Below are 25019 nucleotides of genomic sequence, written 5' to 3'. Positions count from 1 at the left end.
TCTTGGAGGAGTCTAAATGAGAGTAAGTATATTTACTAGCTGTGTTGTCGATTTGATGTTCCCTAATGTGGGGATAGCAATGGTAGAAGTATTGGAACGACTAGGTTGTGACGTTGATTTTCCAGAAAAACAAATTTGTTGTGGTCAACCAACGTTCAATAGTGGCTATGAAAAAAAGAGTAAAGCAACACTAATTAATCAAATAGAAGCATTTGAAAAATCAGATTATGTCGTAGGAGGTGCTGGGTCTTGCGTTGGTATGTTACGTGAGTACCCAGAGTTGCTAAAGGATGATGCCACTTATTATCCCAAAGCAGTTGAATTAGCAGAAAAAACATATGAATTTAGTCAATTTATTTACCGAATACTAGGACTGACAGATGTAGGGGCTTGTTATGAAGGCAGAGCAACATATCATCGTTCATGTCACATGACACGTCTGTTAGGAGAAAGAGAAGCGCCGTTTGTCTTATTAGATCATGTCGAAGGCTTAGAAATGATTCCATTAGGTCATATCGAAAACTGTTGTGGATTTGGTGGAACATTTTCTGTTAAAATGCCGGAGATTTCCGAGCAAATGGTAACTGAAAAAATGAATGATGTGATTAATACAGGTGCAGAGATTTTAATCAGTGCAGACATGGGATGCTTGATGAATATCGGTGGTAAATTTAACCGAGATGGCAATCCAATTAAGATTATGCACATTGCAGAAGTATTAAACTCAAATGTTGACAATAGTCGCATTCATTTATCTAGTGAGGTGGCACGCTAATGGGACTAACAACAAGTACAAAACCTTTTAAGGAACGACTAGAAGATAGTAAAAAAGATGTGTTTATGCAACAAGCTGTGGCCAAAGCTCAAGACGCTCAGTGGGTAAAACGTGAGGGCGCTCGTGACAAATTAGGAAACTGGCAAGAGTGGCGAGAGTTGGGCGAGAGTATCAGACAACATACAATTGCCTACTTACCAGATTATTTGGAACAATTTAGTGATAATGTCGCCAAACAAGGTGGACATGTCTATTTTGCTCAAACAGCAGAAGAAGCCAATGAATACGTCAAACAAATTGTTTTAGAAAAAAATGCTAAAAAAATTGTTAAATCAAAATCAATGGTCACAACAGAAGTTGACGTTGATCCCATGCTTTTAACGCTTGATGGCGTCAGTGTCATGGAAACTGACTTAGCAGAATTTATTTTACAAATGGATGATTGGGATGAACCATCACACATTGTGTTTCCAAGCATTCACAAAAATAGAGAGCAAATTCGTGCGGTTTTTGAGAAAAAACTTGGCTACAAAGGGGATAATGATCCTGTTAACTTAGCTAGATGTGCTCGTGAAGTGATGAGAAAATTTTTCCTTGAAGCAGAAGTTGGGATTACTGGCTGTAACTTTGCGATTGCAGACAGTGGCATGATTAACCTTGATACAAATGAGGGAAATGCTGATTTGACGATTAGTATTCCAAAAACACAAATTGTCTTAATGGGAATGGAGCGTATTGTTCCAACGATGAAAGAAGCAGAAGTGCTTGACAACTTATTAGCTCGAAGTGCGGTTGGACAAAGTTTAACAACATATGTAACGTTTGCAGGTCAAAAACATGCGAACGAATCAGACGGTCCAGAAGACTTTCACGTAATTATCGTGGATAATGGTCGTTCCAATGCATTAGGCACAGCGTTTCAACCAGTTTTACAATGTATTCGTTGTGGTTCATGTTTAAATGTGTGTCCTGTTTATCGTCATATCGGTGGGTACGGTTATGGTTCTATCTATCCAGGCCCAATCGGAGCTGTGTTATCTCCAGTATTAGGAGGCTATAAACAGTTTGGTGAACTCCCTTATGCGTCAAGTTTATGTGGTGCTTGTACAGAAACATGTCCCGTGAAGATTCCATTACACGAATTATTAATAGAGCACCGCAAAGTGATGACAGATGATTTAAAAATGAAACATGGTTTTGAAGATTTCCAAATGAAGGTCATTGGTAGCGGGACTGCTTCGCCATTTTTATTTAACTCAGCAATTCATATGGCACATGGTGGGATGGGTGTATTAAGTAAAAAAGCACCAACATCTGTTACAAATATGTATCAATTTGGCGGATTTATCAATAAAGGTCCAGGATTAGTTAAAGGTTGGACGGATGTTAGGGATTTACCAAGACCACCTAAATACAAAGATAGCTTTAGAAAATGGTTTAAAGATCATAAGGCAGGTGCAGACAATGACTAATATTCATAACCGTGATAAATTTTTAACTAATTTACATGAAAAACTTGGTACAACTCCTCTAAATGTTGCAGATCATCCGTATGTGCCAATAAATGATTTGCCTCAAACTCATCTAGCTGATAAGGATGTAGATGAACTACTAGGGATTTGTAAAGAGAAAGTCAAAGATATTCATACAGAACTATTGGATATCCCATCAAGTCAACTGCATGAGACGTTGAAACTCTTGATTGAACAATCAGGGGATGGAAATATTCTATTGCCCAAAGATGATCGTTTTTCTAAAGAACTAATAGATTTTTTGGAAACAGAATACGGCAGCTTTGTTTCTTACTGGGATGAGGGTGAAGAATTTCGTGATAGTAACATAAAAAAAGCAGAGGAAGCCAATATTGTGATTGCTAATGCTGATTTTTTACTTGCTGAATCTGGCTCTATCGTAGTGGAAACCACACCTGGTCAAGGTCGTTCGTTACACTTTTTACCAACACATTATATTTCGTTGATTAAAAAAAGTAGCATTGTCGCTCGTTCAACGCAAGCGGCCAATTATTTCGCTGAAAGAATTGAAAAAGGTGAGTCTGTCGGATCAGCGATTCATTTTATTTCAGGTCCGTCAAACTCAGGAGATATTGAGATGCAATTAGTAGTTGGTCTTCATGGTCCCTTAAAAATGTACTACGTAGTATTGAATGATTTATAATATAAAAAAGCATGTAGAAAAATTTTCTACATGCTTTTTTAGACAGTTTTTCCTTGTATATAAGTAACTGGTAAAAAGTAATGATCTTCAAGTTTTTTTTCACTGTTTTCAATGCGTTGCATCAATAAGTCAATCAGGATGTCAGCATAGTCAGTCATTGGTTGAGCTAAGGTAGTTAGGTATGGAAAATATGTTTGAATAAATGTTGTTCCATCGTAGCCGATTAATTTTAAGTGTTCAGGAATGGATATACTTAGCTCTTGAGCTTGATTGTAAACTAACAAAGCGGTCAAATCATCTGTACAAAACAAGCCATCGATGTCTTCGTTTTCTAGAATACGCTTGATTTCGATATTTTTTAAAGCGACAGATTGATAACTTTGATCAAATTTAAATACATTTGAGGTTAACCCATGTTCTTCTACGAAAGATAAATAACCATTAAGACGACGATTTGTTGGCGAGTTTGATTTTTGCGATCCAGTTAAAATAGCTATTTTTCTAGCCCCTTTTAGATAAAGGACTTCTGTCGCAAGATAGCCTCCTTGAAAATTATCGCTCCCGACAATAGGGATACCATCAGCTAAGTGTCGGTCAAAAGAGACGATAGGTAACTCAATATTTTCATATTCAGTAATACCTAAATTATGAGCACCAGCAATAATGCCATCGACTTTGTTTGCTGCTAGCATATTAATATAATTTCGTTCTTTTTCTTTATTATTGGCACTATCACAAATAATGCATTTGTATCCACGTTCAAATAATTTTGATTCAATTTTATCGATCAATTCACCATAAAAAGGATTGGACACTGTCGGAAAAATAAGACCGATTAGTTGGGTACTCTTTCCTTGTAGTGATCTAGCTAAGCTATTCGGTTGATAGTTTAGTTCTTTCATCGCTTGATTTACTTTATCAATTGTTTTTTGGCTTAAAGAGCCATAATTATTTATGACACGTGACACAGTTGTCGGTGAAACGCCAGCTTTTTTTGCTACATCAGTCAGTTTGATTGCCATGTAATTGTTCTTCCTTTATTGGTTTGTAAGGCGAAGTTGATAACTAGTTAAGTCAAATGCACTATCAGAAGTAATACGAATATGTGTATTTTCCGCGTTTGGAAAGAGACGAGCAGTGGCTACTTTTTCGCCATCATTGACAAAAATTTCAACAAGTGACTCATCAACAAAAATTTGTAGTGTGAGAGGCTGATGACTGATATCAAATTCTCTGACACTGCTGTATTCATGTGCAAATGCGTTATCAACATGACTTCTATCGATAATCATTTTACCACAATTTGTATCAAAGGAAATAAGCAATCCATTACCTTTATCTTTGGCTTTCATTAATTCGATGTTTCCTGTTTTTGAATCGTTAAAGTCAAGGCATAATTCATAGTGATTTGATGACATATCGCTATTAAATTCAGTTAATGCATTCACTGAATGGCTTGTAGTTCGTAAATTTTTGTATTCCTTAGCTGGTCGTTGGTAAAGTGTATTATTTTCAACAGTCAGTTCTTTTACTAGACTAAGGCAATGAGCCCAACCAAAATCATCTGTCGGATATGCAATTTCTGGTAATCCCACCCAACTAATGGCCAATGCACGTCCATCTGGAGCGTTGAATGCTTGAGTGGCGTATACGTCGAATCCTTCATCTAAATTTTTTAAATGAGAGGCATGCTTGATTGAGTTATTTTTAATATCATATTCATCACCGATTACATACATATTTGGATAAATATTTTTATAATCACAAACAGAAGTGTCAAGGCCTTGAGGACAAAAAAGCAATATCGCGTTGTCATTTGAAAAGACAAGATTTGGACATTCTACCATAAAACCCATTGGATCATTCGTGTAATTTAATTCTCCCTTTAGAGTCCAATCAATTAAGTCTGTACTTGTATACGTTAAGACTTTTCCCTCTTTACTTTCAGTTTGGGCACCAATTAAAAGAAGATAGTCATCATCAAAAGGGATAATTTGTGGGTCTCTGAATTCATGTGTGTAACCTTTTGGTGGCTCTGCAATAAGAGGTGTTGGTAATTTAGTAATTGTATGATCCTTAGACATGTATGCTCCGAGTTGGTAAGAATGACGTTGCCAATCAGAATCTCTCACATTTCCTGTATAAGCCAATAGTAACTTATCATCTACAGGCAAAGCTGACCCGGAATAGACACCATGACTATCAAACGTTGAGTCAGGCTCTAAAGCAAATCCCTCATAATTCCAGTCTAATAGATTATCAGATGTTAAATGAGCCCATGATTTTACTCCGTGCACTGGTCCAATTGGGTAGGATTGATAAAACAATTGCCATTTTCCATTAAAGTATGAAAAACCATTTGGGTCATTTAAAAGGCCTGTTTGTGGTTGAATATGGTAACCTAATCGCCAAGGAGATGTCTCCACAGTATTGACCAACTCATCCATGTAATCAATTTCCCATTCATTGTATTTACGATATCTATCTGGTGTTGTCCAGTCTTTTTTTAAAACCATAATTATCCTCCTAGTAAGCGTATTCGATACATAAATACTAAGGTATTTGTTTTAAAATGTCAAACGTATGACAATAATAAGTTTGTTTAATTATAGAAGACATATTTTATATATAAAAAATTATTGATAAACGTTTGACAATTTATAAAAAAGATGACATAATCTAATCAAGAAAAGCGATTTCAATAAATAGTCGTAGGAGGAGAAATGATGGATTACAAAAAAGTCGCCCAAGAAATAAATGAGGCTTTAGGAAAAGACAATTTACAAGCAGCAGCTCATTGTGCTACTCGTTTAAGGTTAGTTTTAAAGGACTCAGGTAAAGTGAATCAAGTTGCTTTAGATAATATGGATGCAGTCAAAGGAACGTTTGAAGTGAATGGGCAGTTTCAAATTATCATTGGAGCAGGAGACGTCGATAAAGTCTACAAAGAATTAGTTGCTCTAACTAGTGTGAAAGAAGTATCAACTTCAGAAGCTAAAGAAGAAGCAACAGCTGATAAGAAACAAAACCCTATTATGAGTTTTATTAAAGTGCTATCTGATATTTTTGTACCAATTGTTCCAGCTCTTGTTGCTGGTGGGTTATTGATGGCTCTTAATAATGTTTTGACAGCAGAGAATTTATTTGGTCCACAATCTGTTGTACAAATGTATCCTGTATTAGAAGACTATGCTGGAATTATTAATTTATTAGCTTCTGCACCATTTGCCTTTTTACCAATTTTAGTTGGTTTTTCAGCAACTAAGCGTTTTGGAGGGAATCCTTATTTAGGAGCAGCAATGGGAATGGCAATGGTTATGCCAGACTTAGTTAATGGTTATGGTGTCGCCAATGCGATTGCAGATGGTTCAATGACTTATTGGCATATTTTAGGTATGGACGTTGCACAAGCTGGTTATCAAGGCTCTGTCTTACCAGTACTTGCGGTTTCTTGGATTTTAGCGACCTTGGAGAAATTTTTCCACAAACGTATTTCGAATGCCTTTGATTTTACCTTTACACCAATGTTAGCCATTATTATTACTGGATTTTTAACATTTACGTTTGTTGGTCCTATTATGCGTGGGGTGTCTGATGGTTTAACTGATGGCTTGGTTTGGTTATATGACACAACTGGTGCTGTGGGTCTGGGAGTATTTGGTTTATTTTATTCACCAATTGTTATTACAGGGCTACATCAAAGTTTCCCAGCTATTGAAACAACTCTTTTAGCAGAGGTAGCAAAAACGGGCGGATCATTTATTTTCCCAGTGGCATCTATGGCTAACGTTGCTCAAGGTGGTGCAGCATTAGCTGTTATGCTTTTAACAAAAAACGAAAAACAAAAAAGTTTAGCGACATCTGCTAGTATTTCAGCGTTACTTGGTATTACAGAACCGGCAATTTTTGGGGTAAACTTAAAACTTAAGTTTCCATTTATTTGTGCGATGATTGCATCAGGTGTTGCGTCGGCATTTATAGGTTTGTTCCATGTGCTAGCTGTAGCGATGGGACCAGCTAGTGTGATTGGCTTTATATCGATTGCACCAAAATCTATTCCTTATTTTATGATTGGGATTGTCATCAGCGTGGTCGTTGCGTTTGTTACAACATATGCTTATGGTAAGAAAAATAGTCACTTATTAGCAGGAGCAACATCATCAGCTACCAGTGAATCAGAGTCTGTGGCAGTTGAAATCAACGAAGATCCAGAAGAAGCGGTTGAAACTGTTCAAGATGATGTTTTAGAAGCGCCAATTTCTGGAGAAGTTGTTCAATTGAAAGACGTAAATGACCCAGTATTCTCTCAAGAGATGATGGGGAAAGGGATTGCCATTTTACCGACTGATGGTAAAGTCTACGCGCCGGCTGATGGTGAGTTAACCGTTGTTTATGATACAAAACATGCATATGGTATGATAACTGATAAGAAAGCTGAAATTTTAATTCATATTGGTATTGATACGGTGCAGTTAAACGGTGATGGATTTACAACAGAAAGAACAAGTGGAGATATTGTAAAAAAAGGCGATTTACTTGGAACGGTTGATTTAGAAGTGTTAAAAGAAAAAGGATATGACACAACAACTATGATGATTGTCACAAATACAAATGCCTTTAGTGATGTTGGAGCATTAGATAAAAAAGAAGTGACGGCTAAAGAAGATATTTTAGTTGTGACTCAACCAGAATAATAGGAAGATATTTGTTCAATGTTTAGTGCTATCTATTGGTTTACTTCTTTCAATATTGTGTCTTGTTGTAAAACTAATGTTTAGAAAATAATCAAAAAAAGCATGTCCAATAAGGATATGCTTTTTTTAGGATAGGATCGGAAATTTTTTTTCCAATGCATATTGAATTTTTTCAATAATGATACAAAGTAACCAATAAATACAGGCAACTAAAAAATACATAGATAAAAAATTAAATTCTCGACCACCAATAATTTTAGCTTGTTGAAAAATCTCTGACACAGTAATCATAGCTGCTAAAGAAGAGCCTTTTACTAAATCAATCGCGACATTACTCATAGGTGCAATGGCCATTCGTATGGCTTGTGGCATGATAATTTCTCGAGTAATAAGAAATGTTGGCATTCCTAGGGCTTTTGAAGCTTCCCATTGACCGTTATCAACACTTGACATGGCACTTCGAAAAATTTCAGAAAGAAACGCACTACTTGTCAAACTAAAACACATAATACTTGCTACGATTGGATTAAGTTGTATCGGCAGTCCAAAGTATAATGCAAACAGCAATACAATCGCGGGAATTCCCCTAAAAAAAGAAGAGTAGATAATTAATAGTCGATTGATTAGAGGCTGGTTTATTAGTCTTAGTAAATAAATGATACCAGCAAGAACACTTCCGAAAATAAATGATGTGATACTTATTAACAACGTATAAGGTAATCCTTTTAAAACAAAAGGGATAGACTCAAGCATTAATGTTGTATCTATAATCATGATTACTCAACCTCAATTGTTTTTGAAATAGTAACACTTGGTTTTTTGGAGATATCTTCACCATAAAACGAGGTAGCTATTTTTTCTAATGTCCCATCTTTTTTCATTTCTGTGATCGCTGTATCAATGTCGTGTTTCAGTTTAGTATTCTCTTTATTTATCATTAATCCAGAAGATGACAGGTTAAAATAAACGTCCTCTAGAATTTTAACTGGCATATCTGGTAGGGCAGCTACTGCCATTTTTTGTAAGTAGTAGTCGTTTAAGATAACATCTGTACGTCCTTTGACTAAATCTGTCATGTATTGATCATTTGTTGCATTGTCGTAATTAACCAATTTAGCACCTAGAGATTCTGCTATTTTCATATAAGTAGTAGAGGCTTCACCTGCCGCTTTTTTTCCTTTTACATCATCTAATGATGAGATATTTGAGTTGTCTTCTTTTCTCACAACCATACTGCCGAAAGAATATTTGATGGGTTCAGATAGGCTAAATTTTTCTTCACGTTTTTTATTGATAGAAAAATCGTTTGCAGCTAAATCGGCTTTATTTGTTTGTACTGCAGAAAGCATCCCATCGACATTGTATTCTTTGAATGTAATTTTTTTATTTAGACGTTTAGCTATTTCTTTAGTGACTTCAACGTCATATCCTGTTAATTCGTTTTTATCATTATAGTAAGAACTTGGAAATAACGTACCTGAAGTTGCAACGATTAATTCATCTTTTGATTGATTGTTTGACTGTTTTCCAGTCTTTTGTGTTGTGCAACCACCTATTAAAAATAATAATGATGCTGATAAAATAAGTAATGATTTTTTCATGTTGTCTCTCCTTAAAGTTGATGTCGCCACTGAGTATAAAGCTTTTAGTGAGTATAAATCTATTGTTTAAGACGCAATTAATGTATAAATTTAGTAAACCCTGTGTTTTCGTTAAAATAAAAAACAATGTTGTTTTTATGAAAAAACTGATTATTGGTATCAGGTTTGATATAATGAAAGAAAACTTGAAGGAGTGGAATTATGCCAATCGTCCATATTGAACTTTTAGAGGGTAGAACAGCTGAACAAAAAGAAGCGCTTGTAAAAGATGTAACAGAAGCTATTGTCAAAAACACTGGAGCCCAAACTGAGAATGTCCATATTGTTATTTCAGATATGAAAAAAGGAGATTATGCCGTGGGTGGAAAAATGAAATAGTTTCTTTTTCTACTTTGTTCATACTAGTAATATTGAAAAAGGTATGATAAAATTGAACAGATGATTATAGTTCAAGAGAAGGAGAGTTAATATGTATCAATTTTTATTAACCCTAATGTTAATTTTATCCATTTTAATTATTATCGCTGTGATGATGCAACCAAGTAAGCAAAACAGTGCTGCTAGTGCGTTTTCAGGTGGTGCTAGTGAATTATTTGGAAAAACAAAAGCACGTGGGTTTGAAGCATTTATGAAACGTGCCACAACAGTTTTAGGATTTGCATGGGTTGCAGTAGCTATTGCATTAGCGTATCTGTCATCAAAATAATGTTAATTTATCTCCTGTTATGACAGGAGATTTTTTTATTGTTATAATGACTTGAAAGAAGGGTTTGGAAGGAGTTAAGAGAATGAAAGTAGAACCATTTTACTCAAAAGTAAGTAATAAAGCGGTGTTATTATTACATGCATATACAGGAAGTTCAAATGATGTAAGAGCCTTAGCTAGAAGACTTGAAAGAGAAGGATTTTCTGTTTACTGTCCAATGTTTAGTGGGCATGGCACAATGGAACCTATGGATATATTAGATCAAACAGCAGATACATGGTGGCAAGATGCTAAACGTGCTGTGGAATTCTTAAAAGAAGAAGGCCATGAGAAAATTGCTGTATTTGGTTTATCGATGGGTGGATTATTTGCAATGAAGTTAATCGAAACGTTTCCTGAAATGTTTGTTGGAGGGGGGACTTTTTCTTCACCATTAGACCCAGCAGATACGACAAATATTTATCCAAATTTTTTAAAATATTGTGAGTACCGTTATGATAAATTAAATGTTTCTTTAGAAGAAAAAACAGATAAAATTGATAGTATAAAAGCACCACTTGAACGACAGTTAAAAGATATTAATTTGACTGTGCACTCTGTTTATGAGGGGTTACCTAAAATTGAAAAACAACTGTTTCTTGCTCAATCAGCAAAAGATGAAATGGTTCGAGCAAAAGGCGTTTATGAAGCAGCAAAAGACATGGAAAAAGCATTTGTTGAGGTTCATTGGTACCCAAATAGCACGCATGTCATCACAGTGAGTCATGATAAAATTCAATTTGAAAAAGATGTGGTTCAGTTTATCCACAAATTATCATGGGAATAGGAGGAAGTATGAGAAAAACATTAAAAGAAACAATTATAGACGCGATGACGTCTAGTAAAAAAAAGTCATTTTCTGTGGAGCAATTAGCAAAAATGCTTGGTTTACAAAAAAGCAATGATTTTAAAGAATTAGTCCAAGCAATTGCTCAAATGGAAAGAGAGCAACTTGTCACCTTTAATCAAAAAGGGAAAATAAAATTGGTAACAAAAGACACAGTTTTAGAAGGAGTATTTCGCTCAAACGAACGAGGTTTTGGCTTTGTTACTGTAGAAGGTGAAGACTCAGATGTATTTGTTAGCCGAGATGATACGTTTTACGCATTAGAAGGTGACAAAGTTGAAATTGAAATTTTAAAAGCAGGTAACCCTTTAGAAGAACAAGCACCAGAGGGGAAAGTCGTTAACATAATCGAACGTGGCATGAGTCAAATTGTCGGGATCTTTACCTTGTTTACAGAAAGTGAACAACAAGAAACAGGACTTTATGGTGTGGTTACGCCAAAAGATAAAAAATTAAGTCGTTATAAAGTATTTATTGCCCAAGAAGGTATAAAGCCAGAAGATGGTAGTGTGGTTTCGGTTGAAGTGACACATTATCCAGAAGTTGGTTATACCAATAGTTTTGAAGGACTAGTTAAACAAGTGATTGGTCATAAAAATGATCCAGGTATGGATATTTTATCAATTGTTTTACAATTAGGTATACCGACTGATTTTGATGAAGCAACGTTGAAGCAAGCTGAAGAATTGCCGGATGAGGTTTTAGAGAGTGAGTTAGTCCATCGTGTCGATTTAAGAGACGAAGTGATTGTGACGATAGATGGCGCAGAAGCGAAAGACTTAGATGATGCGGTGCGAGTTGAAAGACTAGATAATGGAAACTACTTTTTAGGGGTATACATTGCTGATGTGTCACACTATGTGACGGAAAATAGTCCGCTTGATGCTGAGGCAAGTGATCGAGCAACAAGTGTGTATTTAACTGATCGTGTAATACCCATGCTACCAAGAAAACTGTCAAATGGCATCTGTTCACTCAATCCAGATGTAGACCGTTTGGCGATGGCTTGTGAAATGGAAATCTCACCAGAAGGCGAAGTGGTTTCTCACGATATTTTTGAAACAGTCATTCATTCATCTGTACGAATGACCTACGATGAAGTAAACGACATTATTGACGAGACAGATGAAACAACAATGGAGCAGTATAAAGAATTAGTGCCGATGTTTAAATTAATGAATGAGCTGCATATTATTTTAGAAAATAAACGTGCCAACCGTGGGGCCATTTCATTTGAAGACCGAGAAGCATATATTGTTGTTGATGGTGAAGGTCACCCAATAGATATTAAATTAAGAACGAGAAAATCAGCAGAGCGTTTGATTGAATCCTTTATGCTAGCAGCCAATGAAACAGTTGCTAAAACATACAATGATAGACAATTACCGTTTATTTACCGAATTCATGAACACCCTAAAGAAGAAAAAGTCCAACGATTTTTAGAGTTTATGACTAATTTTGGTATTATGGTAAAAGGGAAAAAAGATGCTGTTTCGCCAAAGGAGTTGCAACGTGTTTTAGATGAAGTTCATGGTAGAGCAGAAGAACCAGTTGTTAGTATGATGTTACTTCGTAGTATGCAACAAGCAAAATATTCAGAAGATCCTGTCGGACATTTCGGGCTAGCTGCTGAGGATTATACTCACTTTACCTCACCTATTAGACGATACCCAGATTTAATTGTGCATAGATTAATTAAATCGTATGAAAAAGAAAAAGTGACGGATAAGTTAAAACAAAAATGGGAAACTGCGATACCTGATATAGCTGACCATAGCTCAAAAATGGAAAGAAGAGCAGTTGAGGCCGAACGAGAAACAGATAAATTGAAGAAAACAGAATTCATGCAAGATAAAGTGGATGAAGAGTTTGATGGAATTATTACTTCTATCACGAAATTTGGCATGTTCATTGAATTACCAAATACTATAGAAGGCTTGGTTCATGTAAATCAATTAAAAGATGATTATTATCACTTTATTGAAAGTCATATGGCATTTGTTGGTGAAAGAACTGGCAAGGTCTATAAAATAGGGCAAAAAGTTCGAGTTAAACTGACGAAAGCGGATGTTGATACGAGAGAAATTGATTTTGACTTGCTATCAGCTGAACCGCTGACAGAAAAAATTGAGTTACCTAAGAAAAATAAAAAAACGTCAACGAGCCGTCGTAATGACAAAAAGAAACAAACAGGAAAATCAGATTTTTCTAAAAAAGATAAAAAATCAAAGAAAGGGAAGAAGCCTTTCTATAAATCTGTCAATAAAAAAGCGAAAAAAAAGAAGAAATGAGGGGTTAATTGATGCCTAAAGGAGAAGGGAACTTAATTGCTCAGAATAAAAAAGCTCGCCATGATTATTCGGTCTTTGAAACCTTTGAAGCGGGAATCGTGTTGAAAGGAACAGAAATAAAATCAATCAGACAACGTCGTGTGAATTTAAAAGATGGCTTTGCACGTGTCAGAGATGGTGAAGCTTACTTGATGAATGTGCATATTAGCCCATATGATCAAGGAAATATTTTTAATCATGACCCGCTAAGAACGAGAAAATTATTGCTACATAAAAAACAAATTATTAAAATAGCTACTGAAATGAAAAATCCTGGTGTGACACTAATTCCTTTGAAAATTTACATAAAAGATGGTTTTGCTAAAGTATTATTAGGATTAGCTAAAGGGAAGAAACAATATGATAAGCGTGAAGATTTAAAACGAAAAGATATGAATCGAGAAATTAATCGCGCATTACGAGACAAACAACGTGCATTTTAGCACTTGTTTGTTTTTTAATTAGGGGTGTGTTAGCACGATAATATATGTTTATATTACCGTTTGATTGTTATTTATTAAATTTGGTAACAAACAAGTCGTTTTTTTTATAAAAGTTGGAGAGTTTTTTCGGAAATAAGAGGAGAATTATAGATGAAAAAAATAGTCTTCATATGAGAGAAAACCTTGCTGTTTAGTCGTTTTTAAGACTGCTTTAATTTGACGAAAAAATTATATGAAACTTGTTAGAATTATGCCGAATTACTTTGTGTTATTTATCATTTGGTGGTATTATAGTTTCGATAGTAACAGTCTATCACGGTACCGAGTTGAGGTATCACTATGTGGAAAAATGTATGTATCAAGATATATTTTTTCATACACTGTTACAGAAGCTAAAAAACTTCTGAATTTGTTTTAATATTGAGAAGAAAAGGGGTGAAATGTGGTGGAAGAAAAATCCTGGTTGTTTACCATTGGAGGTTTAACATTTGATGGAACGGTCGTAACGATGACTGTATTAACTTGTTTAATTGTCTTTGGATTAGTGTATTTTTGTACACGTAACTTAAAGCTTAAACCTACTGGTAAACAAAATGTCATGGAAGCTCTTGTTGATTTTGTTCGTGGAATCGTTGGCGACAACGTTGAGAAAAACGAAGTTAAACAATATCATTTATTGGCATTTACTTTTTTCATGTTTGTACTAGTATCTAACACTTTAGGACTAATTACAAAAGTGACTTTATTCCCAAGTGAGATATCCTTGTGGAAAAGCCCAACCGCTGATCCGACAGTAACGTTAACACTAGCATTTATTGCGATTATTTTGGCTAACTACTATGGGGTCAAAAAACAAGGTGTTAAAGGTTACTTTGTTAACAGTTATATGAAACCAGTTGGCTTTTTATTACCTATCAAGTTAATCGAAGAGTTTACCAATGTGTTAACACTTGGTCTACGTCTTTATGGTAATATTTTTGCAGGTGAGGTATTACTATCGTTGATTGCAGGATTAGGAGCAAGTAGTCCAACGAAATTTATTTTGGCTCTGCCACTTGAAGTGATATGGCAAGCCTTCTCGCTTTTCATTGGTGGAATCCAAGCATTTATTTTCGCTACTTTATTGATGGTATACATCTCACATAAAGTAGAAGTAGAAGAAGTATAAGTAAACGTATAAAAACATTTTTAGGAGGAGAATTGTTATGCAATATATTGCAGCAGCTATCGCAGTTTTAGGAGCTTCTATCGGAGCAGGTTATGGTAATGGTAAAGTTATCTCTAAGACATTAGAATCAATGGCACGTCAACCAGAATTATCAGGTCAATTAAGAAGTACTATGTTTATCGGGGTTGCCTTAATCGAAGCGATTCCTATCATTGGTGTCGTTATTGCCTTATTATTATTATTTAAATAACATATACAAGAGTAAAAAAGAAGTAAATAAATGAAAATCAGGGAAGGATGTGTCGTAATCACATGTTTAATCAATTAGTGATTGCAAGTTCCGGACAAACTACGTTTAGTACCATTTTATTTGTCTCTGTTTCATTTCTTGTATTGTTATTAGCGTTAAAGAAATTTGCTTGGGGACCTCTAACAACAATGTTAGACGAACGAGAAAACAAAATAGCTGGCGATATTGATAGTGCAGAACAATCAAAAATAGACGCTGCTAATTTAGCCAAACAAAGAGAAGTGGAATTAAAAGAAGCTCGTACAGAAGCTCAAAGCATTATTGCTCAAGCAAAAGATGTAGCTGAAAATAATGCTCATGCAATTATCGTAGAAGCTCAAGAACATGCAACAAGAATGAAAAAACAAGCGCAAGAAGATTTACGTCTTGAAAGAGAACGTTTATTGGAAGATGCGAAAAAAGAAGTGGCAGACTTATCTATTGAAATTGCCTCTAAAATACTTAAAAAGGAATTGTCGGCTAGTGCTCATCAAGAGTTGGTTCAATCAAGTATTGATAAGCTAGGAGTTGATGACAATGAATAAGAAATTTAGTGTCGCAAAAACATATGGTAAAGCGTTATTTACCGAGGCTACTCAATTAAACATGGTAAATGAAATCTATCAAGAGTTATTACAACTTAGAGAAGTTTATCATGAGGTGCCGGACTTAGGTGATATATTATCAGATGATCGCTTATCTATTTTTGAAAAAGTCAATATTGTCAAAGACTTAGAAAATAGTTTTAGTGATACAATGGCAAAATTTATTCATACAGTGTATGACTATGGCCGAATGAATGAAATGCTTGATATCATTGATGAATATGAACATTTATATTATGACCAATTTGGTATCATCGTAGTGAATGTAACGACAGCAGTTGCATTGTCACTGGAACAAAGACATGATTTAGAAAAACGTTTGGCAAAACAATTTCATGCAAATAAAGTTGTTTTAAGACCAAAATTAGACCCAAGTATAATGGGTGGAATGATTGTCGAATCAGAACATCGAGTTATAGATCAAAGTGTGCGTTCAGAATTAAATAGTATTCATGCTAAATTATTGGCTTGATGTTTTAGGTTTAACGACAAGGTGAGAGGTGAGATACATGAGTATAAAAGCGGAAGAAATTAGTTCGCATATTAAACAACAACTTGCTAAATACGAAGAATCGTTAACAGTAGATGAAGTTGGAACAGTTTCCTATGTTGGTGACGGTATTGCTCGTGCTTACGGATTAGAAAATGCCATGTCGGGAGAATTATTAGAGTTTGATAATGGTGTTTATGGTATGGCTCAAAACTTAGAAAATGATAGTGTTGGTATTATCATTTTAGGAGATTTTGAACAAATACGTGAAGGCGACAAAGTAAAACGTACACGACGTATTATGGAAGTACCTGTTGGTGAAGCATTGATTGGACGCGTGGTGAATCCTTTAGGTCAACCTATTGATGGTATGGGAGAAATCGCTACTAACAAAACACGCCCAATTGAAGCAGCAGCCCCTGGTGTTATGGCTCGTAAATCAGTATCAGAACCACTACAAACAGGGTGGAAAGCAATCGATGCATTAGTCCCAATTGGACGCGGACAACGTGAGTTAATCATTGGTGACCGTAAAACGGGTAAAACAACGATTGCAATTGACACAATTTTAAATCAAAAAGATCAAGATATGATTTGTATTTATGTTGCAATTGGTCAAAAAGAATCAACTGTACGTAACCAAGTTGAAATCTTGAAAAAATATGGTGCGATGGACTACACAATAGTTGTATCTGCTAGTGCATCACAACCAGCCCCATTACTTTATTTAGCACCTTATGCTGGAGCAAGTATGGGTGAAGAATTTATGTACAATGGAAAACACGTCTTAGTCGTATATGATGATTTATCAAAACAAGCAGCAGCTTATCGTGAAATCTCATTACTATTACGTCGTCCACCAGGTCGTGAAGCATTCCCTGGGGATGTATTCTACTTGCATTCTCGCTTACTTGAAAGAGCAGCGAAATTAAGTGACGAATTAGGTGGCGGTTCTATGACTGCCCTACCATTTGTTGAAACACAAGCTGGAGATATCTCTGCTTATATTCCAACAAACGTTATTTCTATTACTGATGGACAAATTTTCTTAGAAAGTGATTTGTTCTATTCAGGTGTTCGTCCTGCGATTGATGCTGGGTTATCAGTGTCACGTGTTGGGGGTTCTGCTCAAATTAAAGCAATGAAAAAAGTTGCTGGGACACTTCGTCTTGATTTGGCAAGTTACCGTGAGTTAGAAGCCTTTACTCAATTTGGTTCTGATTTGGATGAGGCAACTCAATCAAAATTAAACCGTGGTAAACGAACTGTAGAAGTGTTAAAACAAAATGTGCATGAACCATTGGCTGTTGAAAAGCAAGTCTTAATTCTTTATGCCCTAACACACGGATTCTTGGATACTATTCCAGTTGTTGATATTTTACGTTTCGAACGTGAACTATTTGAATATGTGGATAATAACTATCCAGCAATCTTTGACACAATTCGTACAACAAAAGGATTACCAAATCCTGAAGATATGGATAAAGCAATTGATGAATTTAAAGGAATTTTCAGTTCAAGTGAATTCTCTGTTGCAGATGAAGTAAAACAATCTTAGAAAGTGGTGATTGAACATGGGCGGCTCACTTATTGATATTAAGAAGAGAATAGCTTCAACAAAAAAGACCAGTCAAATTACCAGTGCTATGCAAATGGTAGCAGCTTCTAAATTGACGAAATCTGAACAATCATCAAGACGCTTTCAAGAGTATGCTTCTAAAGTAAGAAGTATGACAACACATTTAGCATCGACTCAGTTAGCAGCAATTGATAATTCTGACTTTTCTGGTTTTGAGCAAGATATGGAAATGTATCAACAAATGCTAATAGCTAGACCAGTCAAAACAATTGGATATATTGTTGTGACTTCTGATAAAGGTCTTGCTGGTGGTTATAACAGTTCGATTTTAAAAAACATGTTAGAAATCATCAAAAAAGATAAAGAAGATGGCATGAATGTGGTGTTAATGGCTATTGGAGGAACTGGTTCAGATTTCTTCAAGCATCGTGATTTTCCAGTGGCTTATGAGTTGCGAGGATTAAGCGACTACCCAAGTTATAGTGAAGTAAGACGTATCGTAAATTCTGCTTTACAAATGTATAATAGTGAAATGTTTGATGAGTTATATGTTTGTTATAACCATCATGTTAATACACTATCATCATCATTTAGAGCAGAAAAAATCTTACCAATCGTTGACTTAGATGCTAAAGAAGCTGAAACGTACGAACAAGAGTATACTCTTGAGCCTTCAGCAGACGCTATTTTAAATACGTTACTGCCCCTTTACGCTGAAAGTTTAATATATGGAGCAGTTTTAGACTCTAAAACTGCGGAGCATGCTGCACGTATGACTGCCATGAAGAGTGCCACAGAAAATGCGACAAATATCATTGATGATTTGACCATTTCTTATAACAGAGCACGTCAAGCAGCTATTACGGAAGAAATCACAGAAATTGTCGGTGGAGCAGCTGCTTTAGAATAATGACGGGGAGGAATTGTTGAGATGAAAGTAGGAAAAATAGCCCAAGTCATTGGTCCCGTTGTTGACGTGGCTTTTCCATTAGACCAAGCTTTACCTGATATAAATGATGCTTTAATCGTTTATAAAGCTGGTAGCAAAGAAAAAGTTGTGTTAGAAACAACTCTTGAAATTGGTGATGGAATTGTTCGAACAATTGCAATGGAATCTACAGACGGACTACAAAGAGGAATGGAAGTTCTTCATACAGGAGGTCCTATCAGTGTTCCAGTTGGTCCTGAAACATTAGGTAGAGTCTTTAACGTTTTAGGTGAAACCATTGACTTAGGTGAACCAATTGGTGAAGATGTAGAAAGAGATAGCATTCATGCAAAAGCACCTGCTTTTGATGAATTAAGTACTAACTCTGAAATTTTAGAAACAGGAATTAAAGTTATCGACTTATTAGCGCCTTACTTAAAAGGTGGTAAAATTGGATTGTTTGGTGGTGCCGGAGTAGGTAAAACCGTATTAATTCAAGAGTTGATTAACAATATTGCCCAAGAATTAGGTGGGCTTTCAGTGTTTGCCGGTGTTGGTGAACGTACACGTGAAGGTAATGACTTATACTTTGAAATGAAAGAATCTGGCGTTATTAAGAAAACAGCGATGGTGTTCGGACAAATGAACGAGCCACCTGGTGCCAGAATGCGTGTTGCCTTAACAGGGTTAACGATGGCAGAATACTTCCGTGATGAAGAAAAACAAGATGTGTTACTATTTATTGATAACATTTTCCGTTTTACTCAAGCGGGTTCTGAAGTGTCAGCTCTTCTAGGTCGTATGCCTTCAGCCGTTGGTTACCAACCAACATTAGCTACTGAAATGGGTCAACTACAAGAACGTATTACGTCAACAAAAGATGGTTCGATTACATCGATTCAAGCGATTTACGTTCCTGCCGATGACTATACTGACCCTGCTCCAGCAACAGCCTTCGCGCATTTGGATGCAACAACCAACTTGGAACGTCGTTTGACAGAACAAGGGATTTATCCAGCGGTGGATCCATTAGCATCCTCATCAAGTGCCTTAGAACCTGATATTGTTGGTGAAGAACATTATAAAGTCGCAACAGAAGTTCAGCGTTTATTACAACGTTACAAAGAATTACAAGATATTATTGCGATTCTTGGTATGGACGAGTTGAGTGATGAAGAAAAAGTTGTTGTTGGTCGAGCTAGACGTGTACAATTCTTCTTATCACAAAACTTCCATGTGGCTGAGCAGTTTACTGGTCAACCAGGTAGCTATGTGCCATTAAACGAAACAATTAAAGGATTTAGAGCAATCTTAGATGGCGAATATGACCACTTACCTGAAGAAGCCTTCAGAAGTGTAGGCCGCATTGAAGAAGCTGTCGAAAAAGCAGAAAAAATGGGCTACTAACAAGGAGGGAAAGTGATTATGAGTACCTTTACGGTTAATATTGTAACGCCAGATGGTTTGATTTATGATCATGAAGCAAATTTTTTAGTAGCAAACACTGAGGCAGGTTCGCTTGGGATTTTACCTAAGCACTGTCCGCTGATTGCTCCTCTAAAAATCGATGCAGTACGTATTGATAGAGAAGGAAATATTAATGACTGGATTGCTGTTAATGGTGGCGTGATTGAAGTACGTGATAACGTCGTATCAATCATTGCTAACAGTGCAGAAACGGAAGAAAATATTGATATCTCAAGAGCAGAACAAGCTAAAAAACGTGCAGAACAAAAAATAGAGGCAGCAAAAAATGAGCAAAATCAATCAATAGACATGGCTAGAGCTGAGGTAGCGTTATACAGAGCGTTAAATAGGCTTAATGTAGCGAATAAAAGAAGGTAGGGAAACATTTGTTTCTTTACCTTCTTCTCTTTTATAATAGGATATGGAGGTGATAAAATGAATGTTTTTGGAATTGATGCATTGGTTAGAATTTTTAGTCATTTTATTTTTATTTATTTAACATTTTGGACATTAAATTCACTAAGACTGGATGCTTTATTCAAAAAGGGCATCCAATATGATCGACAAATTAGATTGGCGTATGTCTTTTTATCAGTAGCCATTGGTTTTCAAGTAAGTAATTTCTTTTTAGAAGTTATTTTTCTAGTGAGAAATTTCTTTGAAGGGATGATTGTCTAAGAAAATTATTAGGAAAATATGAATGAATTTCCTTTTCCATAAAATCATGGTATAATAACTGGGATTTGTACTAAGTTCCTTATGTTTATGGAGGGAAAATTAATGGAATATATTGCAGTACGTGGTGGAAACCGCCTAGAAGGAAACGTTAGAATTGAAGGAGCAAAAAATGCAGTTTTACCCATATTAGCCGGAGCATTACTTGCAAATAAAGGTCAAACAACTATTACAAATGCACCTATTTTATCAGACGTTTTTACAATGAATAATGTGATTAAGTATTTAAATACTGATGTTGAGTTTATTCAAGAAGAGAATACAATTAAAATTGATGCAACAAAAGAATTAGAAACAGAAGCTCCATTTGAATATGTGAGTCAAATGAGAGCCTCTATCGTTGTAATGGGTCCATTACTAGCAAGAACTGGTCGCGCGAAAGTAGCAATGCCTGGAGGGTGTGCTATTGGGACAAGACCGATTGATTTACATTTAAAAGGTTTCCAAGCTTTAGGTGCTAAAATTACTCAGCAAAATGGTTATATTGAGGCAGTAGCAGATGAACTAGTTGGGGCAAGAATTTATCTTGATTTTCCAAGTGTTGGAGCGACTCAAAATATTATGATGGCGGCTGTTAAGGCTAAAGGAACAACTATTATTGAAAACGTTGCAAGAGAACCTGAAATTGTTGATTTAGCAATTTACCTAAATAAAATGGGTGCTAAAATTGTTGGAGCAGGGACTGAAACGATTCGTATTGAAGGCGTGACAGATTTATATGGAATTGAACATAGTGTGGTTCAAGATCGTATTGAAGCTGGAACATTTATGGTAGCAGCAGCAGCAACTAAAGGAAATATTTTTATTGAAGATGCAATTGCTGAGCATAACAGCCCACTAATTTCTAAATTAGTTGAAATGGGTGTTGATGTGATTAACGAGGAAAATGGTATTCGTGTCATTGGCCCAGACTACTTAAAACCAACAGATATTAAAACATTGCCTCATCCTGGCTTTCCAACAGACATGCAAGCTCAAATGAGCGTGTTAATGGTATTAGCCTCGGGAGATAGCGTGTTAACAGAAACGGTCTTTGAAAATCGTTTCCAACATCTTGATGAATTGCAACGCATGGGTGCTCAATATCGCACTTCTAATAGCGTGGCATACATAAGTGGTGTACCAGCACTACAAGGGGCACAAGTAAGTGCAACAGATTTACGTGCCGCTGCAGCCTTGATTATTGCTGGACTTGTGGCAAGTGATGAAACACGCGTTACCCGTCTTGAACATTTAGACCGTGGATACTATAAATTCCATGAAAAATTAGCAAAACTTGGTGCAACGATTGAGCGAGTTGATGAAAACATGGCAAAAGAATCATCTTTAGAAAGCGTAGGATAGAGTCTATTTCCCATTAGTAAGGAGGAAAATTAATTGAATTCAATAACTAAAAGAGTATTAACGCAAGTCTTACTAGTTATTTTTGTTATTGCTTTGTTAGTCGGATTATTTTTCTTAGGGATATATATAGGCTATGTATATGTTGGAAAAGGGCAACCGAGTGATGCTTTTAATTCAGCAACGTGGCAACATATAGTAGATTTTGTCAAATAACTAATAACCATCAACAGTATGTGTTGGTGGTTATTTTTTAAATTGGTAGGAAACATTTATGAAGAAAATAATTATATTACCGGTGAGATTTTATCAAAAATTTATTTCGCCACTATTTCCCAAAAGCTGTCGATACCATCCCACTTGTTCTCAATATATGATTGATGCAGTGAATTATCATGGGGTTGTTAAAGGTTTTGTGATGGGGACGGCTCGTATATTACGGTGTCACCCATTTGTTAAGGGAGGAATTGACTACGTACCAGAGAAATTCAGTGTAAGAAAAAATCCAGATGAAACTTATCGAGGACCGTATAATAGAAAAAATAAATAGAGTGAATGAGTAGTTTAGATCGTTTAAAATTAACGGTCTATTTTTTTATTTTTGAATTGTCTGAAAATTCTGTTGACTTATGACTAATATTAATTTATATTAATAAATAACTTATTTAAATCTAATAAAGAAGTGGGGAAAGTAAAATGAAAAAATTTTTAGGAATGCTTATGGGAGCAACTATTCTACTATCAGCTTGTGGAACACCTGGTGGGGGAACAGCTCAAAATGATAAATCTCAAAAAGATGCTGATACGGTTAAAATTGGCTTAAACATGGAATTATCTGGCGCAGCAGCAGGATATGGTAACCAAGAAAAAGAAGGAGCCGAGCTAGCTGTAAAAGAAATCAATGATGCTGGTGGAATTAACGGTAAAAAAGTTGAGTTAGTCGTGAAAGATAATAAAAGTGATACAGCCGAAGCGTCAACAATTGCGACCAGTTTAACAACCAGTGATAATGTAATTGGAATGGTTGGTCCAGCGACATCTGGTGCGACAAAAGCAGCAAGTCCAAATGCCACAAAAGCTAAGGTGCCAATTATTACACCTTCAGCAACAGATGACTCAATTACAGTAGCTAATGATAAAGTACAAGAATATGTGTTTAGAACATGTTTCCAAGATTCATTTCAAGGGGTTATTTTGGCAAACTATGCTAGTGATAATTTAAAAGCTAAAAATGCTGTTATTATTGGTGATGTATCAAGTGACTATGCAAAAGGATTATCTAAATCATTTAAAGATACGTTTAAAGGCAACATTGTAGCAGATGAAAAATTCAATGCAAAAGACAAAGACTTTAAAGCCATTTTAACAAAAATTAAAGACAAAGATTTTGATGTTATTTACTTACCAGGATACTACGAAGAAGCAGGATTGATTATCAAGCAAGCACGTGAAATGGGAATTGAACAACCAATTATCGGAGCGGATGGGTTCTCTGATTCAAAATTAATTGATATTGCTGGGGCAGAAAACATGAATAACATTTACTATACTGCCCATTTCTCTGAAAAAGCACCAGCATCTGATAAAGTAAAAACATTTATTGATGCCTTTAAAAAAGAATATGGTAAAGTACCAAGTTCATTCAATGCTTTATCTTATGATTCTGTCTACATGATTAAATCAGCACTAGAAGCTGAAAAAGAAAATACAAGTGCAGCTTTAACAAAAGGACTTGCAACATTGAAAGATTTTGAAGGTGTGACAGGTACTATGACAATGGATGAAGATCATAATCCGAAAAAACCAGCTGTTGTTATCGGTCTTGAAAAAGGCGAAGAAAAATCAGCGGATGTTGTTAATCCATAAGACATAATGATAGCCAAGGAACGATATGCGTTCCTTGGTTTTTCAAAAGGAGGGGAACAAATGAATGTCCTACAACAATTAGTCAACGGACTCTCATTAGGAAGTATTTACGCATTGTTAGCCTTAGGGTACACAATGGTGTACGGCATTATAAAGTTAATTAATTTTGCTCATGGTGAAATTTATATGATTGGTGCTTTTATTGGTTATTATGTGGCGAATAATTTTGGTTTTGGTTTAGTTTTAACGTTAGTTACTTCTATGATTATTTGTGCCATCTTAGGGATGTTAATCGAATTTTTAGCTTATCGTCCACTGAGAAACTCGACACGTATTGCAGCGCTGATTACAGCGATAGGTGTGTCATTTTTATTGCAGTCATTAATGATTTATTTTGTGGGAGCAGACACAAGACCGTACCCACAATTAATGAAAAATACTACGTACGATTTAGGATTATTCCAAATTAGTAAAATACAAATTATGATTATTTTAACATCGTTATTTTTAATGCTATTATTACAATTTATTGTGCAACAAACTAAAATGGGACGAGCAATGCGTGCGGCTAGTGTCGATCCAGAAGCCGCTCAATTAATGGGTATTAACGTAAACTACACCATCTCATTTACATTTGCACTTGGGTCATCATTGGCTGCTGCTGGTGGTGTGCTGATTGGTCTTTATTATAACAGTATTGATCCAATGATGGGGGTAGCTCCTGGTCTGAAGGCCTTTATTGCAGCTGTTTTTGGAGGGATTGGTATCATTCCTGGTGCAGCGTTGGGTGGTTTTGCAATAGGAATTATTGAAACGGTTGTTAGTGCATTAGGTTTTACCGCATATCGTGATGCAGTTGTTTATTTTATATTGATTATTGTATTACTTGTTAAGCCTTCAGGTCTTTTAGGTAAAAATATTAAGGAAAAAGTGTAGGTGAT

General features: G+C 35.5%; 27 protein-coding genes. 23 read left to right on the top strand and 4 right to left on the bottom strand.

Going from position 1 to position 25019, the window contains the following annotated elements; all coding sequences use genetic code 11:
* The first annotated feature begins 16 nt into the window (after nt 1–16).
* The 3 genes from JNUCC83_RS05690 to JNUCC83_RS05680 are packed head-to-tail and all read left to right on the top strand — an operon-like array spanning nt 17 to nt 2950.
* Complete coding sequence (locus tag JNUCC83_RS05690; protein ID WP_454461249.1) at nt 17–775, top strand: (Fe-S)-binding protein; 759 nt, start codon at nt 17–19, stop codon at nt 773–775.
* Nucleotides 775–2247, top strand: a complete 1473-nt coding sequence (locus tag JNUCC83_RS05685) for a LutB/LldF family L-lactate oxidation iron-sulfur protein (protein WP_454461248.1) — start codon at nt 775–777, stop codon at nt 2245–2247. The genes JNUCC83_RS05690 and JNUCC83_RS05685 overlap by 1 nt, the downstream gene beginning before the upstream one ends.
* Complete coding sequence (locus tag JNUCC83_RS05680; RefSeq protein WP_454461247.1) at nt 2240–2950, top strand: LutC/YkgG family protein; 711 nt, start codon at nt 2240–2242, stop codon at nt 2948–2950. Before JNUCC83_RS05685 ends, JNUCC83_RS05680 begins: the two co-directional genes overlap by 8 nt.
* Nucleotides 2951–2988: 38 nt before the next feature.
* Here JNUCC83_RS05680 and JNUCC83_RS05675 read toward each other — a convergent pair whose 3' ends face one another.
* Together JNUCC83_RS05675 and JNUCC83_RS05670 are read right to left on the bottom strand one after the other, a co-directional pair.
* Nucleotides 2989–3972 (bottom strand): LacI family DNA-binding transcriptional regulator, encoded by a 984-nt coding sequence (locus JNUCC83_RS05675; RefSeq protein WP_454461246.1) that lies wholly within the window; start codon nt 3970–3972, stop codon nt 2989–2991.
* Nucleotides 3973–3987: 15 nt separating this feature from the next.
* Nucleotides 3988–5466 (bottom strand): sucrose-6-phosphate hydrolase, encoded by a 1479-nt coding sequence (locus tag JNUCC83_RS05670; RefSeq protein ID WP_454461245.1) that lies wholly within the window; start codon nt 5464–5466, stop codon nt 3988–3990.
* 210 nt (nt 5467–5676) lie between these two features.
* Between JNUCC83_RS05670 and JNUCC83_RS05665 the strand changes: the two genes are divergently transcribed.
* A complete protein-coding gene (locus JNUCC83_RS05665; protein WP_454461244.1) occupies nt 5677–7644 on the top strand; it encodes a sucrose-specific PTS transporter subunit IIBC in 1968 nt (655 codons plus the stop codon).
* 126 nt (nt 7645–7770) lie between these two features.
* Here JNUCC83_RS05665 and JNUCC83_RS05660 read toward each other — a convergent pair whose 3' ends face one another.
* The gene (locus JNUCC83_RS05660; protein ID WP_454461243.1) at nt 7771–8418 is read right to left on the bottom strand and encodes an amino acid ABC transporter permease; all 648 of its coding nucleotides are present in this window, start codon (nt 8416–8418) and stop codon (nt 7771–7773) included.
* 2 nt (nt 8419–8420) lie between these two features.
* On the bottom strand, nt 8421–9245 hold the full coding sequence (locus JNUCC83_RS05655) for a transporter substrate-binding domain-containing protein (RefSeq protein WP_454461242.1): 825 nt from the start codon (nt 9243–9245) through the stop codon (nt 8421–8423).
* 201 nt (nt 9246–9446) lie between these two features.
* Here JNUCC83_RS05655 and thmT point away from each other — a divergent pair, with 201 nt between their 5' ends.
* From thmT to JNUCC83_RS05560, 19 genes are all read left to right on the top strand, one after another.
* Entirely contained in the window at nt 9447–9623 is a 177-nt protein-coding gene (gene thmT / locus JNUCC83_RS05650) for a 2-hydroxymuconate tautomerase (protein WP_454461241.1), read from the top strand.
* Nucleotides 9624–9714: 91 nt separating this feature from the next.
* On the top strand, nt 9715–9951 hold the full coding sequence (secG, locus tag JNUCC83_RS05645) for a preprotein translocase subunit SecG (RefSeq protein WP_454461240.1): 237 nt from the start codon (nt 9715–9717) through the stop codon (nt 9949–9951).
* 82 nt (nt 9952–10033) lie between these two features.
* Nucleotides 10034–10777: an alpha/beta hydrolase gene (locus JNUCC83_RS05640; RefSeq protein WP_454461239.1), complete on the top strand. Its 744-nt coding sequence runs from the start codon at nt 10034–10036 to the stop codon at nt 10775–10777.
* An 8-nt stretch (nt 10778–10785) separates the two neighbouring features.
* Nucleotides 10786–13128 carry a ribonuclease R gene (rnr, locus tag JNUCC83_RS05635; RefSeq protein WP_454461238.1) on the top strand — a complete coding sequence of 781 codons (2343 nt, stop codon included), beginning with the start codon at nt 10786–10788 and terminating at the stop codon, nt 13126–13128.
* A gap of 11 nt (nt 13129–13139) precedes the next feature.
* Nucleotides 13140–13610: an SsrA-binding protein SmpB gene (gene smpB / locus JNUCC83_RS05630; protein WP_454461237.1), complete on the top strand. Its 471-nt coding sequence runs from the start codon at nt 13140–13142 to the stop codon at nt 13608–13610.
* Nucleotides 13611–14055: 445 nt separating this feature from the next.
* On the top strand, nt 14056–14778 hold the full coding sequence (atpB, locus tag JNUCC83_RS05625) for a F0F1 ATP synthase subunit A (protein ID WP_454461236.1): 723 nt from the start codon (nt 14056–14058) through the stop codon (nt 14776–14778).
* A gap of 37 nt (nt 14779–14815) precedes the next feature.
* Complete coding sequence (gene atpE / locus JNUCC83_RS05620; RefSeq protein WP_071456694.1) at nt 14816–15028, top strand: ATP synthase F0 subunit C; 213 nt, start codon at nt 14816–14818, stop codon at nt 15026–15028.
* A 62-nt stretch (nt 15029–15090) separates the two neighbouring features.
* Nucleotides 15091–15612: a F0F1 ATP synthase subunit B gene (gene atpF / locus JNUCC83_RS05615; protein WP_454461235.1), complete on the top strand. Its 522-nt coding sequence runs from the start codon at nt 15091–15093 to the stop codon at nt 15610–15612.
* On the top strand, nt 15605–16144 hold the full coding sequence (gene atpH, locus JNUCC83_RS05610) for an ATP synthase F1 subunit delta (RefSeq protein WP_454461234.1): 540 nt from the start codon (nt 15605–15607) through the stop codon (nt 16142–16144). Before atpF ends, atpH begins: the two co-directional genes overlap by 8 nt.
* A 37-nt stretch (nt 16145–16181) precedes the next feature.
* Entirely contained in the window at nt 16182–17720 is a 1539-nt protein-coding gene (gene atpA / locus JNUCC83_RS05605; RefSeq protein WP_454461233.1) for a F0F1 ATP synthase subunit alpha, read from the top strand.
* Between the two features lie 16 nt (nt 17721–17736).
* A complete protein-coding gene (locus JNUCC83_RS05600) occupies nt 17737–18651 on the top strand; it encodes a F0F1 ATP synthase subunit gamma (RefSeq protein WP_454461232.1) in 915 nt (304 codons plus the stop codon).
* Nucleotides 18652–18672: 21 nt separating this feature from the next.
* Nucleotides 18673–20076: a F0F1 ATP synthase subunit beta gene (atpD, locus tag JNUCC83_RS05595; protein WP_454461231.1), complete on the top strand. Its 1404-nt coding sequence runs from the start codon at nt 18673–18675 to the stop codon at nt 20074–20076.
* A gap of 18 nt (nt 20077–20094) precedes the next feature.
* Nucleotides 20095–20514, top strand: a complete 420-nt coding sequence (locus tag JNUCC83_RS05590) for a F0F1 ATP synthase subunit epsilon (protein ID WP_454461230.1) — start codon at nt 20095–20097, stop codon at nt 20512–20514.
* 57 nt (nt 20515–20571) lie between these two features.
* On the top strand, nt 20572–20814 hold the full coding sequence (locus JNUCC83_RS05585) for a DUF1146 family protein (protein WP_454461229.1): 243 nt from the start codon (nt 20572–20574) through the stop codon (nt 20812–20814).
* 102 nt (nt 20815–20916) lie between these two features.
* Nucleotides 20917–22215 carry a UDP-N-acetylglucosamine 1-carboxyvinyltransferase gene (gene murA, locus JNUCC83_RS05580; protein ID WP_454461228.1) on the top strand — a complete coding sequence of 433 codons (1299 nt, stop codon included), beginning with the start codon at nt 20917–20919 and terminating at the stop codon, nt 22213–22215.
* A gap of 33 nt (nt 22216–22248) precedes the next feature.
* Entirely contained in the window at nt 22249–22428 is a 180-nt protein-coding gene (locus tag JNUCC83_RS05575; RefSeq protein WP_454461227.1) for a DNA-directed RNA polymerase subunit beta, read from the top strand.
* Between the two features lie 58 nt (nt 22429–22486).
* Nucleotides 22487–22762 carry a membrane protein insertion efficiency factor YidD gene (yidD, locus tag JNUCC83_RS05570; RefSeq protein ID WP_454461226.1) on the top strand — a complete coding sequence of 92 codons (276 nt, stop codon included), beginning with the start codon at nt 22487–22489 and terminating at the stop codon, nt 22760–22762.
* A 146-nt stretch (nt 22763–22908) separates the two neighbouring features.
* On the top strand, nt 22909–24078 hold the full coding sequence (locus tag JNUCC83_RS05565; RefSeq protein WP_454461225.1) for an ABC transporter substrate-binding protein: 1170 nt from the start codon (nt 22909–22911) through the stop codon (nt 24076–24078).
* A gap of 60 nt (nt 24079–24138) precedes the next feature.
* On the top strand, nt 24139–25014 hold the full coding sequence (locus tag JNUCC83_RS05560; protein ID WP_454461224.1) for a branched-chain amino acid ABC transporter permease: 876 nt from the start codon (nt 24139–24141) through the stop codon (nt 25012–25014).
* The last annotated feature ends 5 nt before the right edge of the window (nt 25015–25019 follow it).

Source organism: Vagococcus sp. JNUCC 83 (assembly GCF_053667615.1).
The sequence above is the reverse complement of the archived record's forward strand: the minus strand, read 5'-3'. Positions and strand labels throughout refer to the sequence as shown.